We start from the raw sequence: 15,388 nt of genomic DNA on the forward strand, positions 1-15,388 counted from the left end.
CCAAGCAGACCCCGAACCCCCGGCCTCCCTCGCCGTCCCGCAAGCCGGACCAGCAGGCCTCACCCTCCTCCACCGCATAGGCACCGTCGATCCAGCCTCCCTGGACGACTACCGCTCCCACGGCGGCTACACCGCCCTCCGCCGCGCCTTCGCCATCGGCCCCGCCCAAGTCATCCGCGAAGTCACCGACTCCGGCCTCCTCGGCCGAGGCGGCGCCGCCTTCCCCACGGGAAGGAAGTGGCAGGCCACGGCGTCCCAGCCGGATCACCCCCACTACCTCGTCTGCAACGCGGACGAGTCCGAGCCCGGCACCTTCAAGGACCGGGTGATCATGGAGGGCGATCCGTACGCGCTCATCGAGGCGATGACCATCGCGGGGTACGCGATCGGCGCCCACCAGGGATATCTCTACCTCCGCGGCGAATACCCCCGGGCCCTCCGCAGGCTCGAGCACGCCATCACCCAGGCCCGCGCACGCGGCCTCCTCGGCGACGACGTCCTCGGCCAGGGATACGCCTTCGACATCGAGATCCGGCGCGGCGCGGGCGCGTACATCTGTGGCGAGGAGACCGCCCTCTTCAATTCCATCGAGGGGTACCGAGGAGAGCCGCGCTCCAAGCCGCCCTTCCCCGTCGAGAAGGGGCTCTTCGGCAAGCCCACCGCCGAGAACAACGTCGAGACCCTCGTCAATGTGGTCCCCATCCTCACCATGGGAGCGCAGGCCTACGCCGCCATAGGGACGGAGAAGTCCACCGGGCCCAAGCTCTTCTGCGTCTCCGGAAGCGTCGAACGGCCCGGCATCTACGAGCTCCCCTTCGGCGCCACCCTCGGCGAGCTCCTCGACCTCGCCGGGAAGCCGGACAACCTGCGGGCCGTCCTCCTTGGCGGCGCGGCCGGCGGCTTCGTACGGCCCGATGAGCTCGACATCCCGCTCACCTTCGAGGGGACCAGGGACGCCGGCACCACCCTCGGCTCCGGCGTCGTACTCGTCCTGGACGACACCGTTCCGCTCCCCCGCGTCCTGCTGCGCATCGCCGAATTCTTCCGCGACGAGTCCTGCGGCCAGTGCGTGCCCTGCCGGGTCGGCACCGTCCGTCAGGAGGAGGCCCTGCATCGGATCGTCGAGCGGACGGGGGCCGATGCCGCAGGCGAGATCGCGCTCCTTCGCGAGGTGGGGCGGACCATGCGGGACGCCTCCATCTGCGGGCTCGGCCAGACCGCCTGGAATGCCGTGGAATCCGCCATCGACCGCCTGGGGGCGTACAAGTGACCGCCGTACCGCTGGGAATCCCGCGCCGCCTCGTCGAGTTCACGCTCGACGGGCAGGACGCCCGGGTGCCGGAGGGGTCGACCATCCTCGACGCCTGCCGGGCCGCGGGCAAGGACGTACCGACCCTCTGCGAGGGCGACACCCTCACCCCGAAGAACGCCTGCCGGGTGTGTGTCGTCGAGGTGGAGGGCGCCCGGACGCTCGCCCCGGCCTGCTCCCGCCGCGCCGAGCCCGGCATGAGCGTGCGCACCGACACCGAGCGCACCCGGCACAGCCGCAAGGTCGTCCTCGAACTCCTCGCATCGTCCGTCGATTTGTCGACGACCCCGAAGGTCGCGGGCTGGCTCAAGGAGTACGAGGCGAAGCCCGACCGTTTTGGCCCGGATGCGGCCCGGCTGAAGGAAGAGCCCAAGGTCGACAACGACCTCTACGTACGCGACTACGACAAGTGCATCCTCTGCTACAAGTGCGTCGACGCCTGCGGCGACCAGTGGCAGAACACCTTCGCGATCTCCGTGGCGGGCCGTGGCTTCGACGCGCGGATCGCCGTCGAGCACGACGCGCCGCTGACCGACTCCGCGTGCGTGTACTGCGGGAACTGCATCGAGGTCTGCCCGACGGGCGCCCTCAGCTTCAAGTCGGAGTTCGACATGCGGGCCGCCGGTACGTGGGACGAGGCGGCGCAGACGGAGACGACGACCGTGTGCGCGTACTGCGGAGTCGGCTGCAATCTGACCCTGCACGTGCAGGACAATGACATTGTGAAGGTCACCTCTCCGCACGACAATCCGGTGACCCACGGCAACCTCTGCATCAAGGGCCGCTTCGGCTACCAGCACGTACAGAACCGGGACTGATCAAGACATGGGACGAGTCACGGAGCGACGCAAGATCATCCGCATCCGGGACGGGCACGTCACCGAGCGGCCCGACACCCTCGTCGCCGAGGAACCCCTGGAGATCCGGCTCAACGGAAAGCCGCTGGCCATCACCATGCGCACGCCGGGTGACGACTTCGCGCTCGCGGCGGGCTTCCTGGTGAGCGAGGGTGTGCTCGGCTCGGCGGACGAGCTGCAGTCCATCGTCTACTGCGCCGGGGCGACCTCCGACGGCTCGAACACGTACAACGTGGTCGACGTGAAGACCGCCCCGGGGCTCGTCCTGCCCGACATCACCCTCGAACGCAACGTCTACACCACCTCGTCCTGCGGCCTGTGCGGCAAGGCGAGTCTGGACGCCGTGCGCACCACGGCCCGCTTCCCGATCTCCGACACTCCCCCGGTCCGGCTCGGGACCGAGCTGCTCGCGAGCCTCCCCGACCGGCTGCGCGCGGCGCAGCGGGTCTTCGACCGGACCGGGGGGCTGCACGCGGCCGCGCTCTTCTCCGAGGAGGGTGAACTCCTCGACATCCGGGAGGACGTGGGCCGGCACAACGCGGTCGACAAGCTCGTGGGGCGGGCCCTGCAGGACGGTCGCCTTCCGCTGTCGCGTGCCGTGCTGCTCGTCTCGGGTCGTGCCTCGTTCGAGCTGGCGCAGAAGGCGGTGATGGCGGGCATTCCGGTGCTCGCCGCCGTCTCCGCGCCCTCATCGCTCGCCGTCGATCTCGCCGCCGAGACCGGTCTTACCCTGGTCGGTTTCCTGCGTGGCTCCTCCATGAACGTGTACGCGGGCGAGCACCGGATCGCCGTGCGGGCCGCGGCCTCCCAGGGCTGACCGGCGGCTCCCCGCTGCACGGCGGCGGGACCCCGGCCGGCGGGGAGCGCCCCCTGCGCCGGCGGGGTCCCGGCCCCGCCACACCTCGGTGCCGAGATCCGTTCTGATCCCCTGACCAGGTGACGCGTATTCACCCTTCGCGCGCTTCTTGTGGGCTGCCGAACGCCCCAAGTAGCGTCTGTGGCGCACGTTGGACGTGGGATGTCAGGATGTCCAGTCACCTTGGAGGGTGGGCCGCTTCATGCCATCAGGTCTCCGTGTACGCCTCAGATCTCTCCGTACGGCCACGACCGCGTTAGCCCTCGTCGCCTTCGGGGCGCTGCTGCCCGCGCCTTCGGCGCAGGCCGCCCCCGACGCCCCCGCGACGGGCTTCGAGCAGCAGGTCCTGTTCAAGGCCTCGCAGGATCCGGGGTACGCCTGCTATCGCATCCCCGCCGTGGTGAAGACGGTGAAGGGCACGCTCCTCGCGTTCGCCGAGGGGCGGGTCAACGACTGCAGCGACGCGGGCGACATAGACATCGTCGTCAAGCGGTCGCACGACGGCGGCCGCACCTGGAGTCCGCTCCAGGTCATCAATGAGGGCGCGGGCGACACCCACGGCAACCCCGCCCCGATCGTGGACCGCGGGACCGGCCGGATCGTCCTGGCGGAGACGTACAACACGGGCCGCACGGACGGCAAGAACTGTGACGTGCCGTGCGATCGCACCCCGCATCTGCAGTACAGCGACGACGACGGCCGCAGCTGGTCGGCGCCGCGCGATCTCAGCGACCAGATCCTGCCCAAGGACTGGAACTCCTGGTACGCGACCGGCCCCGTGCACGGCCTCCAGCTGACCCGCGGCGAGCACGCGGGCAGGCTCGTCTTCACCGCCAACACCGAGACGTGGGACGGCAGTCGGGTCACCGCCAACCACGCGGCGCTGATCGTCAGCGACGACGGCGGCAAGAACTGGAAGATCGGCGCCAAGGACTCGTACCCGATAGCCCAGGACGGCACGTTCCGTCAGAAGCCGTCCGAGATGACGATCACGGAGCGTCCCGACGGGGCGCTCTACGTCAGCGGGCGCGAGCAGGACGGCACCGATCTCGGGCATCGCACGCACACGGTCAGCCGCGACGGGGGCGACAGCTTCGCCGCGCCGTTCAAGGCCGTCCCGGACCTGTACACGCCCCAAGTGCAGGGCTCCACGCTCCAGTTCGGCAAGCGGATGCTGCTCGCCTGCCCGGGTGACCCGGACCGCCGCCGCACGATGCAGATCCGCTCCTCCTACGACGGCGGCCGCACCTGGGACAGCGTGGACCGGGGCACGACGGTCACCACGGACTGGTCCGGCTACTCGGACCTGGTGCGGGCCGACGGTGAGCACGTGGGTCTGATGTACGAGGGCGGGGCGGTCGACGCCCGCGACGAGATCCGCTTCGCGCGCTTCACCGAGGACTGGCTGCAGCCGCGCCGCGGCCCGGACCCGACGACCGCCGACCGCGCGCCGTACGCGAAGCCCGCCGCCGTGCTCGGCGGGGCATCGACGACCGAAGGACGGTTCGGCAGGGCTCTCGCCTTCGACGGCACGGACGACGCCGTCCGGCTGCCCTACCGAAGTCAACTCCCGCTCGGCGCGAAGGACTTCACCGCATCGCTGTGGTTCCGCTACTCCGCGACCAGCGGTGAGCAGCCGCTGCTCTGGATGGGCGGTATCGGCACCAACCAGCCGCAGGTGTGGCTGCGCGGCGAACCCGCGAGCAACCGCGTCACGGGCCTGATCACGACACGGGACGGCGCCACCCCGCCCAGGTCGGCCTCCGTGCGCACCACGAGTGCGTACAACGACGGCCAGTGGCACCACATCGCGCTGCGCCGGGGCGCCGGGCAGCTGACGCTGTCGATCGACGGCACGCGCGTCACCGCCGCCGACGTCCCGGGCACGGTCACCCGCAACTCGGGGTACGGCTTCCATGTCGGCCAGCGGGTCGACAGCCGCGCCCACTTCGCCGGATCCATCGACGAAGTAAGGGTCTACGACCGGGCGTTGAGCGATGCCGAGCTCACGGAACTGGGGACGGACGGGGCCGCGAAGACCCCTGTGACGCGGGACACCGTCGCATGGCTTCCCATGGACCACATCCGCGCGAGCAACTAACGTCCCGCTCGTGCCCGCCGACCGAGCTAAACACGCAGGCTGGGGCGCGCGCAGGACCACGCTGGTCCTGCTGCTCGCCCTGGTCTGCGCGGCCGTGCTGCTCACCGCCCTCCCGGACGACCGGCAGGTCGGTGCGGCATGCGAGGCGCGCACCGTCTCGTCGTGGTCCGCCGACGAGGAGACCACGGGCGTGTTCGCCCGCTACGGGGACGACACGGCACGCACGGACGACTGGACCGGCGGCGACGGCACGCATTCGGTGCGCCTTCCGGACGGGCGGCTGCTCTGGCTGTTCTCCGACACCTTTCTCGGCCAGGTGCACGCGCCGCCCAATCCGGTGGGCCAGCCGCACACCTGGCGGGACGCGACGACGCCGATGGTGCGCAACTCGGCCGTGGTGATGTCCCGTTCGGGCATCCCGCAGCGCACCCTGCCGGCCCCGCTCTTCCCCGACCCGGCGCCGAACCAGTGGCGCTGGCCGGTCGCGGCGCAGGTGGAGCCGCGCTCCCCCGGCTCGTCGGACGACGTCGTACGCGTCCTGCTGTGGACCCGGTCCGCCGGGACCGGGCCGTGGATCTACGGCGTGCCCACTGGCACCGAGGTCGCCACCCTCTCGCTGCCCGATCTGCGGGTCGAGGGCATCGTCAAGGTCTCCGACCAGCAGTCGGTGCCGGACCCGGACAAACGCGTACTTTATGGCACCACCGCCGTCGACGACGACGGCTGGACGTATGTCTTCGGCGGCAACGACGGGCAGGCGGCGGCGCGGCCCGCCTCGCACGCGTACGTCGCACGCGTGCCGCAGGGCAGGCTCGCCGAGCCCGCCGCGTGGCGGTACTGGGACGGCGAGGGCTGGACGAAGAGCGGGAAACCGCGGGCCGTGCTCGGGGACGGTGAGCGCAGGGGCGTGGGCAGCGCGTTCACGGTGGTGCGCGTCGAGGGTACGTACGTCCTGTTCACGATGGCCGCGGGCACCGCGGGCCTGACCACCGTGACCTCCTACTGGGCCTGTTCGCCCACCGGACCCTGGCGGGGCCCCACGAAGAGCTTCGCGCCGCCCCTGCCCAAGGACGGCGCGGCACGGCAGGACGTGGCCGCGTACAACCCGCAGGCTCATCCGGCGCTCAGCGAGAACGGGCGGCTGCTGCTCAGTTACGACGTCAACTGGCTCGACGCGACGCCCGCGAGCGCGCAGGCGAACGTCAGCCGGAACGTGTCCCTGTACCGACCGCGGTTCGTGTCTCTTCGCCTCGCGACGGCTCGCTGACGAAGTCCTCCAGATCGCGCGAGCGCCGCTTGGCGATCACCGCGCAGACCATCAGCTGCATCTGGTGGAAGAGCATCAGGGGCAGTACGGCGAGCGAGGCCTGGGCGCCGAACAGGACGCTCGCCATGGGCAGCCCGGCGGCCAGGGACTTCTTCGACCCGGCGAACTGGATGGCGATCCGGTCCCCGCGCCCGAAGCCGAGCCGCTTGGACCCGTACCAGGTCAGGGCGAGCATCGCGGCGAGCAGCACCGCCTCGACGCCGAGCAGCGCGGCCAGCCTGAGCGGCGTCACCTGGTGCCAGATGCCCTGCACCATGCCCTCGCTGAACGCGGTGTAGACGACGAGCAGGATCGAGCCGCGGTCGACGAGGCCGAGGACCTTCTTGTTCCGTGCGATGAAGCCGCCGATCCAGCGGCGCAGGAACTGTCCCACGAGGAACGGCGCGAGCAGCTGGAGCGCGATCTTCATCAGCGAGTCCGCGGAGAACCCGGCCCCGCTGTTGCCGAGCAGCGCGGCCGCGAGCAGCGGGGTGAGGACGATGCCGGCGAGCGAGGAGAAGGAGCCCGCGCAGATCGCCGCGGGCACGTTGCCACGCGCCATGGAGGTGAAGGCGATCGACGACTGGATCGTGGACGGCACGAGCGTCAGGAAGAGGAAGCCGCTGTAGAGGGCGGGGGTCAGCACGTACGGGACGAGTCCCTTGGCCGCGAGCCCGAGCAGCGGGAAGGCGAGGAACGTACAGGCGAGGACGGTGACGTGCAGCCGCCAGTGCTTGAGTCCGTCGAGTGCCTCGCGGGTGGAGAGCCGCGCCCCGTAGAGGAAGAAGAGCAGCGATACCGCCGCGGTGGAGGCCCCTGAGGCGATGTCGGCGCCGGTGCCGCGCGCGGGAAGGAGCGCGGCGATCCCCACGGTCCCGAGCAGCGCCAGGATGTACGGGTCGATCGGCATCCAGGAGGGCCGGCTCGGGCGTTTCACTTCGCTCCATCGGTTTCGGTTCAGATCGTGCCCTCTTGATGATCCTCCTGATCACCGCGATCGGGAATCCCGTACACCGCTCTGACTGTCATCACGGATCGCGATAGGCGCGTTAGGCTGGGGAGCGTGTACGACCCCGCGCAGCTCCGTACGTTCCTCGCCGTGGCCCAGACGCTGAGCTTCACGCAGGCCGCCCGGCGCCTGAATCTGCGCCAGTCCACGGTGAGCCAGCATGTGCGCCGCCTGGAGGACGCCACCGGGCGCCAGCTCTTCGCCCGCGACACGCATTCCGTGGAGCTGACCGAGGACGGCGAGGCGATGCTCGGCTTCGCGCGGCGGATCCTGGAGGTGCACGAGCAGGCGTCGGCGTTCTTCGCCGGGACGCGGCTCGGCGGGCGGCTGCGGTTCGGGGCGTCGGAGGACTTCGTCCTGACGCGGCTCACCGACATCCTCGAGTCGTTCCGGCACGACCATCCCGAGGTCGACCTGGAGCTGACGGTCGAGCTGTCGGGCACGCTGCACGAGCGCCTCGACGCCGGCAAACTCGACCTCGTCCTGGCCAAGCGGCGCCCGGAGGATCCGCGCGGCGAGCTGGTCTGGCACGACAAGCTCGTCTGGATCGGCGCCGAGCGGCTGCGGCTCGACCCCGAACAGCCGGTGCCGCTCATCGTGTTCCCGCCGCCGGGCATCACCCGCGCGCTCGCCCTCGAGGCCCTGGAGCGGCGGGGCCGCGCCTGGCGGATCGCCTGCACCAGCGGCAGCCTCAACGGCCTGGTCGCCGCCGCCCGCGCGGGACTCGGCGTGATGGCGCACTCCCACGGGCTCATCCCGCCGGGCCTGGTCCGCGTCCCGGAGCGGGCGGGCCTTCCCGAACTGGGCGCGGTCGACTTCGTGCTGCTCCACGGGGATCGGCGGGCGTCGGCGCAGGGGGCGGCGGACGCCCTCGCGGCGGCGATCCTGGCGGGCGGGGACCGGCTGCAGCGGTGGCGTTAGCGGGGTCCCGGCCGATAGGTGAGCTGCTTGATGCGGCGGAGGTAGGGCGCCGTCTCGACGTGCTGGACGCCGTCGAGGCGGCCCAGCTTGCCGTTGAGGTAGGCGTAGAGCGCCGGGATGTCGCGGGTGACGGCGTTCGCCATGACGTTGGAGGCACCGGCCACGGCGACGGCGTAGGCGATCTCCTCGTGCTCCGCCAGAGCCTTGCCCACGGTGTCGAGGGCCCAGGGGGCGGTGGTGATCCAGAACATCGCCATGACGTGGTAGCCGACGAGGGCCGCGTCGTACTCGATGTCGATGAAGATCGCACCCGAGGCGAGCAGGCCCGCCAGGCGCCGCTTGACGGCGGACTCCGAGCGTCCGGTGGCCTGTTGGAGCTCCGGGTACGTCGCGCGGCCGTCCCTTTCCAGCGCGGCGACCAGCGGTTCGTCCTCCGGGTCGATGCGTGCGAGACCGTCCGCGGCCGTCGGCGTGCGGACGGCCGGGGGCCGCAGCGCGGCGACCTGCTCCGCGCTGAGCGGCCCGTGTTTGATCAGCCAGCCGTTGGGGCCGCCGAAGAAGCGGTGCAGCACCTGCTGGGCCTGCAGGTCGACGATGTGCGGGGTACGCGGGAGCTTGCCGAGCAGCAGGTCGTCCTGGTCGGTGCGGGTGCGCGGCCGAGTGCAGCAGATGACCTCGGTGCCGCCGGAGGTGAGGCCGATCCACGAGGTGTCGGGGCGGCGCGCCAGGGCACTCGCGATGGTCTGGGAGCTGTCCGGGGCGCAGCGCAGGCGCAGCATCCACTGTTCCTGCCCGAGCCGCTCGTGATCCCGGACGGCGACGACCCGCAGGCCGCCGTCGGCGACCAGCTTGCGGTAGCGGCGGGCGACCGTCTGGTCGGAGACGCCGAGGACGGCCGCGATCCGGCTGAAGGGCGCGCGCCCATCGACCTCCAGGGCGTGCAGAAGTTGAGCATCGAAGGCGGATTCCATTGCAGTGGTGCCCCTCACTGTCGAATTCCTTCGGGCTGCTACGGCTGATGGCCGGGATCGTCCGGCGGAGCCTCATCGTACGAGACGTACACACACGCGTCGTACGAGGAGAGTTGAGATGCGTACATGGGGGCCGCTCACAGCGGTATGCCTGGGGACGTTCATGCTGCTGCTGGACGTGACGATCGTGGTCGTGGCGCTGCCCGACATGGCGCGGGCGCTGAACGCCTCGCTGAGCGATCTGCAATGGGTGATCGACGGCTACGCGCTGGCGCTCGCCGCGCTGCTGCTCGGGGTGGGGGCCGCGGCGGACGTACTGGGCAGGCGGCGGCTCAACGTCGCGGGCACCGCGCTCTTCGCGCTGGCCTCGCTCGGCTGCGGGCTCGCGTCGAACGCGGACGTCCTGGTGGCCGCCCGCGCCCTGCAAGGACTCGGCGCCGCAGCGATGTTCGCCACCACGCTGCCGCTGCTCGGCGCCGCCTACCAGGGGCGCGACCGGTCCGTCGCGCTCGGCATATGGGGTGCGGTGAGCGGGGCCGCGGCGGCGATGGGGCCGATCGTCGGCGGGCTGCTCACCGAGGGTCCCGGCTGGCGGTGGATCTTCTTCGTGAACCTGCCGGTGAGTGTGGCGTCGATGTGGTTGACGCTGCGGCTGGTGCCGGAGTCGAAGGGTCAGGCGGGACGCCGGGTCGACTGGGCGGGCACGGCGGCGTTCGCGCTGTTCGCGGGTGCCTTGACCTACGGGGTGGTGCGGGCCGGATCCGAGGGCTGGACGTCGGCCGTCACCACGGTGACCCTCGCCGTCGCGGTGCTCGCCCTCGTCGGCTTCGTGGCCGTCGAGCGCCGTGTCGCGCATCCGCTGCTCGATCTGAGGCTGCTGCGCACGCCCGCGTTCACGGGCGTACTGCTCGGTGCGATCGGCTACAACGCCGCCGCGTTCGGCCTGTTCCCCTACCTCTCGATCTGGCTGCAGACCGTGCTCGGCATGAGCCCGGTGACCGGCAGCCTCGTGCTGCTGCCGCTGGCCGCGACGTCGTTCGTGGTGGCCGCGGTCGGCGGACGGCTGCTGCACGGGGTGCCCGCACGGCTGACCATCGGCGTGGGCCTGCTCCTGATCGGCGCCGGCGGGATCGCCCTCGCGATGCTCGACGCCGGGTCGTCGTGGGGTGCGATCGTCCCGGGGCTCGCGCTCGCCGGGCTCGGCACGGGCCTGGTCGCGCCGGGCCTCGCGGGCGCCGCACTCGCCGCGGTGCCGGCCGCGAACTCGGGGATGGCGGGCGGCGCGGTCAACACGTTCCGCCAGCTCGGGTACGCGCTCGGGGTCGCCGTCTTCGGCACGGTGCTCACCTCGCGCATGCAGGACACGCTGGGTCATGACGCGGCTCACACTCTCGCGGGCGGCGGCGCCGCGGCACTCCGTGGGACGCTCTCCGAGCACACCGTGCGGGCGGCGTTCGCCTCCGGTCTGAACGCGGCGGCGGTCGTCGCGGGCGCCGTGGGTCTGGTCGCCGGAGTGCTGGTCCTCGTCATGGTGCGGTCCGCACGCAAGGCACCGGAGGCAGAGATTCCGGCACCCCCGGAGCGGGCGTTCGCGAGGCAGCCGCAGCCGTAACCGCTGCGTACAGATTCGGTGGAGATTACGCCACCGAAACTTACCCAACCGTAAGTATTCTGTCCCGCCTCTCCCCTTGTGGCCGTATTTCAGCGGCTGACCAGCGTGGACGGTACCTACCGAGGGGTCTGTCACCCTCTCCCGCCGGGCACCGCGGTGGGGTACCGTCACCGGCGCTGTGCGGAGCGCCACAAGGAGCATCATTGCGCGAGTTCACAAACCCTCCGTTGGCGTCGGCGCCGCTGGTGGGCGGCCTTGCCGACGTCGTGTTCGACCATGCCCTTGAGGATCCGCTGCACGTCACCCTCGGCCTCAAGACCGACGGCGTGTGGCGCGACGTCACATCGGCGGAGTTCCGCGACCAGGTGATGGCGCTCGCCAAGGGGCTGCTCGCCCAGGGGGTCCGTTTCGGCGACCGCGTCGCCATCATGTGCCGCACCCGCTACGAGTGGACGCTCTTCGACTACGCCCTGTGGACGGTCGGCGCCCAGGTGGTGCCCGTCTACCCGACCTCCTCGGCCGAGCAGGTCTTCTGGATGCTGCACGACGCCCAGGTGTCGGCCGCCATGGTCGAGCACGAGGACCACGCGATGACCATCGGCTCGGTGATCGACCGGCTGCCGCAGCTGCGCAGGCTGTGGCAGCTGGACACCGACGCGGTGGGCGAGCTGAACCGTTCGGGGCTCGAGATCGACGACGAGGTGGTCAACCGCCACCGGCGCGCGGTCACCCCCGACTCGATCGCCACGATCATCTACACCTCGGGCACCACGGGCCGCCCCAAGGGCTGTCTGATCTCCCACGCGAACTTCATGTTCGAGGCGGATACGGTCATCCGGCGCTGGGAGCCGGTCTTCCACTCCCGGCGCGGCGACGAGGCGACCACGCTGCTCTTCCTGCCGCTGGCGCATGTCTTCGGGCGGATGGTGCAGGTCGCGGCGGTCCGCGGCCGGGTCAAGCTGGGCCACCAGCCGAGCCTGAACGCGGCGGCGCTCATCCCCGACCTGGCCGCGTTCCGGCCCTCGTTCATCCTGGCCGTGCCGTACATCTTCGAGAAGGTCTTCAACGCCGCGCGGCGCAAGGCGGAGAAGGGCGGCAAGTCGGGCCCCTTCGACAAGGCCGTGGAGTGCGCCGTGCGGTACGCGGACGCCATGGAGGCCAAGGCCTTCGGCACCGGGCCCGGACCTTCGGCGGGCCTGCGGATGCAGCACCAGCTCTTCGACAAGCTCGTCTACTCCAAGGTGCGCGAGGCCATGGGCGGCCGGGTGCGGCACGCGATGTCCGGCGGCTCCGGGATGGACCGGCGGCTCGGCCTGTTCTTCGCGGGCGCGGGCGTGACGATCTACGAGGGGTACGGCCTCACCGAGTCGACGGCCGCCGCGACCGCCAACCCGCCCGAGCGCACCCGCTACGGCACGGTCGGCCAGCCCATCCCCGGCACCACGGTGCACATCGCGGACGACAGCGAGGTCTGGCTCAACGGCGGCAATGTCTTCCAGGGCTACCTCAACGACCCCAAGGCCACCGACGCGACGCTGCACGAGGGCTGGCTCGCCACCGGCGACCTGGGCGCGCTCGACGAGGACGGCTACCTCACGATCACCGGGCGCAAGAAGGAGATCCTGGTGACCTCCGGCGGCAAGAGCGTGTCGCCGGGACAGCTGGAGGAGCGGGTGCGCGACCATCCGCTGGTCGCGCAGTGCATCGTCGTCGGCAACGACCGGCCCTACATCGCGGCCCTCGTCACGCTGGACGGGGAAGCCGTCGAGCACTGGCTGAACATGCGCCGCAAGCCGCCGATGTCCCCCACGGACCTGGTGCGCGATCCCGATCTGGAGACCGAGGTGCGGCGGGCCGTGGTGGCCGCCAACACCCTTGTCTCGCAGGCCGAGTCGATTCGTACGTTCCGGATACTGGCCCACCAGTTCTCCGAGGAGCACGGGTTGCTCACGCCGTCGCTGAAGCTCAAGCGCAAGGCGATCGAGACGGCGTACTCCGCCGAGGTCGAGGCCCTTTACGGCGCGTAACAGGCCCTTTAGGGTTTCTGACGGTTCATCAATTACCGACGCGTCAGTTCTTGACGGTTCATCAGGTCACGCACAGAATCAGCCCCACTTCGACGGAGGGGGCTCGACCCGTGTCGCGATCGATCCGCACCTGTACCCGCACCATCACCGCCACCGTGGCCGCACTTCTGCTTGCCACCGCCTGCAACTCCGCCTCCAACAGCAGCGGTTCGAACGGCGGTGACACAGCCGGCGGCTCCGCGCGCGGCGTGAGTGCCGACTCCATCAAGGTCGGCGGCATCGTCTCCATGACGACCGCGAGCGGCTACAGCAAGAAGGACACCGACCTCGGCGCCAAGGCCCGCTTCGACCGTGCGAACGCCGACGGCGGCGTACACGGCCGGAAGATCGACTACCTGGGCGCGGAGGACGACGGCCAGGACCCCGGCAAGAATCTCGCGGCGGCGCGCAAACTCGTCCAGCAGGACAAGGTGTTCGCGATCTCGCCGATGAGCTCGGTCACCTTCTCCGGAGCGGACTTCCTCCAGAAGCAGAAGGTGCCGACCTTCGGCTGGGGCACCATCCCGCCGTTCTGCGGCCCGAGTTACATGTACGGCTTCGGCGGCTGCATGGTGCCGATGCCGGGCGGCACGATCACGCAGAGCTGGCCCGAGGGCCTGAAGAAGGTGACGGACGGCTCGAAGGGCAAGTCGGTGGCCATCCTCGCCAACGACAACGACGCGGGCACCTTCGCCGTCCGCACCTACAAGCAGAGCTTCGCCGCCGCCGGTTACCAGGTGACGTTCGCCAAGTCGACGGTGCCCGCGACCTCGGTGCCGAGCGACTGGTCGGCGTACACGAAGGAGATCCTGCGCTCGGACGGCGGCAAGGCGCCCGACGTGGTCGTCTCCGTGATGCAGACCCCGTACAACATCGGCCTGTTCACGGCCGTCAAGCGCTCGGGCTTCAAGGGCGTGCTCACCGACCCGACCGACTACGACCCGGGCCTGCTCGCCAAGAGCGCGACGAAGAAGGCGCTCGACGGCGTGCACATCCTGCTGTCCTTCCAGCCGTTCGAGCAGAACACCGCGGCGATGCGGCAGTTCAAGACGGACATCAGGAAGGCGGCGGGCAAGGACGTCCCGCTCAACATGCACATGATGACCGGCTATATGTCGGCCGACCTCTTCCTCGCGGTCGCCGAGAAAGCGGGCAAGGACCTGACCGTCTCCTCCTTCCAGAAGGCGGCGAACGGCTACTCGGACAAGGGCACGATGGTCGGCGACCGCGCCCTGCCCAAGGGGCAGAAGGAGTCGTTCGGCTGCGGCGCGCTCGTCCAGCTGAAGGGCGGCGAGTACGCGGTCTCCGCGCCCTTCAAGTGCTACGACCCCATCCCCTTCAAGTAGCAGGCGGGGGCGTCTCACCTCATGTCGGACCTCCTTGGATTCGTTCTGAGCGGTCTCGTCTCGGGCGCGCTGTACGCGCTGCTCGCCACGGGCCTCGTCCTGTCCTACTCAGCATCCGGCCTCTTCAACTTCGCGCACGGCGCGACCGCCTACCTCTGCGCGCTCACCTTCTACGAACTCCACTCCGGTTTCGGCTGGCCCGCCGTGCCGACGGCCCTGCTCCTTGTCTGCGTGGTGGCACCCGCGCTCGGCTGGGGCCTGGACCGGCTGATGTTCCGCAAACTGGCGCGGGTGGGCGAGACCGCGCAGATCGTGGCGACGATCGGGCTGCTCGTCGCGCTGCCCGCGCTCGGCCTGTGGGTGGTGGAACTCCTGGAGGACGCGGGCGCCTCCGTGAAGCCCGCCGAGAACCAGTTCGGGCTGCCGGGAGTCGGGCCGAGCCCCGCCAAGTCCTGGCAGCTGATGGACGGTGTCGGCATCGACTCCGACCAGCTGATCACGTGGGTGGCGACGGCCGTGGTGGCGGTCGGCCTGTGGGTCCTGATGCGGCACACACCGCTGGGCCTCCGGCTGCGGGCCGCGGTCGACAACCGTTCGCTGGTGGAGCTGCGGGGCATGAGCGCGGACCGGCTCTCGTCGGTGGCGTGGATGCTGTCGTCGGGGCTCGCGGGGCTTGCGGGCGTGCTGACGACTCCCTTGCTGGGGCTGTCGTCGCACGACTTCACACTGTTCCTGTTCGTCTCGGCCACCGCGGCCGTGCTCGGGCGCTTCATGTCGATCCCGCTGGCCTTCGCGGGCGGGCTCGGGCTCGGGGTGCTGCAGAACCTGGTCGCCGGGTACGCCGACTTCGCGGAGAAGATCACGGGCTTCCGTACGGCGGTCCCGTTCCTGATCCTCTTCGCCGGGCTGCTCCTGCTGACGCGGCGGCAGCGCACGGCGGGCACGGCGGCGGCGGACGCACCGCCGATCGACTATCTGGCGGGGCGTTCATGGGCTGTCTCTTATACAGATCTCCGAGCCCACGAGACGCTCAT

At 70.6% G+C, this 15,388-nt stretch carries 12 protein-coding genes; 10 read left to right on the forward strand and 2 right to left on the reverse strand.

From position 1 onward, the window contains the following. The 5 genes from E2651_RS30860 to E2651_RS30880 form a co-directional block, all read left to right on the forward strand. Window positions 1–1,270: NADH-ubiquinone oxidoreductase-F iron-sulfur binding region domain-containing protein (locus tag E2651_RS30860; RefSeq protein ID WP_135334540.1), on the forward strand; the 1,270-nt coding region annotated here is incomplete at its 5' end. After that, window positions 1,267–2,127: a 2Fe-2S iron-sulfur cluster-binding protein gene (locus E2651_RS30865; protein ID WP_135334541.1), complete on the forward strand. Its 861-nt coding sequence runs from the start codon at window positions 1,267–1,269 to the stop codon at window positions 2,125–2,127. The genes E2651_RS30860 and E2651_RS30865, both read left to right, overlap by 4 nt. Before the next feature lie 7 nt (window positions 2,128–2,134). After that, on the forward strand, window positions 2,135–2,983 hold the full coding sequence (gene fdhD / locus E2651_RS30870) for a formate dehydrogenase accessory sulfurtransferase FdhD (protein ID WP_135334542.1): 849 nt from the start codon (window positions 2,135–2,137) through the stop codon (window positions 2,981–2,983). Window positions 2,984–3,224: 241 nt separating this feature from the next. Next, window positions 3,225–5,123 (forward strand): sialidase family protein, encoded by a 1,899-nt coding sequence (locus E2651_RS30875; protein WP_135334543.1) that lies wholly within the window; start codon window positions 3,225–3,227, stop codon window positions 5,121–5,123. Window positions 5,124–5,133: 10 nt separating this feature from the next. Beyond that, window positions 5,134–6,390: a DUF4185 domain-containing protein gene (locus tag E2651_RS30880; RefSeq protein WP_245239345.1), complete on the forward strand. Its 1,257-nt coding sequence runs from the start codon at window positions 5,134–5,136 to the stop codon at window positions 6,388–6,390. On the opposite strand, the gene E2651_RS30885 is transcribed toward E2651_RS30880, so the two are convergent. Continuing rightward, entirely contained in the window at window positions 6,326–7,339 is a 1,014-nt protein-coding gene (locus E2651_RS30885; protein ID WP_167828943.1) for a bile acid:sodium symporter family protein, read from the reverse strand. The genes E2651_RS30880 and E2651_RS30885 overlap by 65 nt on opposite strands. A gap of 153 nt (window positions 7,340–7,492) precedes the next feature. Between E2651_RS30885 and E2651_RS30890 the strand changes: the two genes are divergently transcribed. Beyond that, window positions 7,493–8,359, forward strand: coding sequence for a LysR substrate-binding domain-containing protein (locus E2651_RS30890; RefSeq protein WP_135334545.1), 867 nt, complete (start codon window positions 7,493–7,495; stop codon window positions 8,357–8,359). Here the strand turns inward: E2651_RS30890 and E2651_RS30895 are convergent. Next, on the reverse strand, window positions 8,356–9,330 hold the full coding sequence (locus tag E2651_RS30895) for an Lrp/AsnC family transcriptional regulator (protein ID WP_135334546.1): 975 nt from the start codon (window positions 9,328–9,330) through the stop codon (window positions 8,356–8,358). The two genes, E2651_RS30890 and E2651_RS30895, sit on opposite strands and share 4 nt — an antisense overlap. 118 nt (window positions 9,331–9,448) lie before the next feature. Between E2651_RS30895 and E2651_RS30900 the strand changes: the two genes are divergently transcribed. The 4 genes from E2651_RS30900 to E2651_RS30915 all read left to right on the forward strand — a co-directional run. Then, a complete protein-coding gene (locus E2651_RS30900; protein WP_135334547.1) occupies window positions 9,449–10,942 on the forward strand; it encodes an MFS transporter in 1,494 nt (497 codons plus the stop codon). A gap of 203 nt (window positions 10,943–11,145) precedes the next feature. After that, entirely contained in the window at window positions 11,146–12,969 is a 1,824-nt protein-coding gene (locus E2651_RS30905; protein ID WP_135334548.1) for an AMP-dependent synthetase/ligase, read from the forward strand. Between the two features lie 110 nt (window positions 12,970–13,079). Beyond that, window positions 13,080–14,354 carry an ABC transporter substrate-binding protein gene (locus tag E2651_RS30910; protein ID WP_135334549.1) on the forward strand — a complete coding sequence of 425 codons (1,275 nt, stop codon included), beginning with the start codon at window positions 13,080–13,082 and terminating at the stop codon, window positions 14,352–14,354. 21 nt (window positions 14,355–14,375) lie between these two features. Continuing rightward, on the forward strand, window positions 14,376–15,388 hold a 1,013-nt coding region (locus tag E2651_RS30915; RefSeq protein WP_135334550.1), incomplete at its 3' end, for a branched-chain amino acid ABC transporter permease.

This window comes from Streptomyces sp. MZ04, assembly GCF_004684775.1.
Taxonomy (GTDB): Bacteria; Actinomycetota; Actinomycetes; order Streptomycetales; family Streptomycetaceae; genus Streptomyces.

Bases quoted from the DNA above. Each gene is read 5' to 3' on its own strand.
- fdhD (WP_135334542.1), top strand. From the start codon at position 2,135: ATGGGACGAGTCACGGAGCGACGCAAGATCATCCGCATCCGGGACGGG.
- E2651_RS30875 (WP_135334543.1), top strand. From the start codon at position 3,225: ATGCCATCAGGTCTCCGTGTACGCCTCAGATCTCTCCGTACGGCCACG.
- E2651_RS30885 (WP_167828943.1), bottom strand. From the start codon at position 7,339: ATGCCGATCGACCCGTACATCCTGGCGCTGCTCGGGACCGTGGGGATC.
- E2651_RS30895 (WP_135334546.1), bottom strand. From the start codon at position 9,330: ATGGAATCCGCCTTCGATGCTCAACTTCTGCACGCCCTGGAGGTCGAT.
- E2651_RS30900 (WP_135334547.1), top strand. From the start codon at position 9,449: ATGCGTACATGGGGGCCGCTCACAGCGGTATGCCTGGGGACGTTCATG.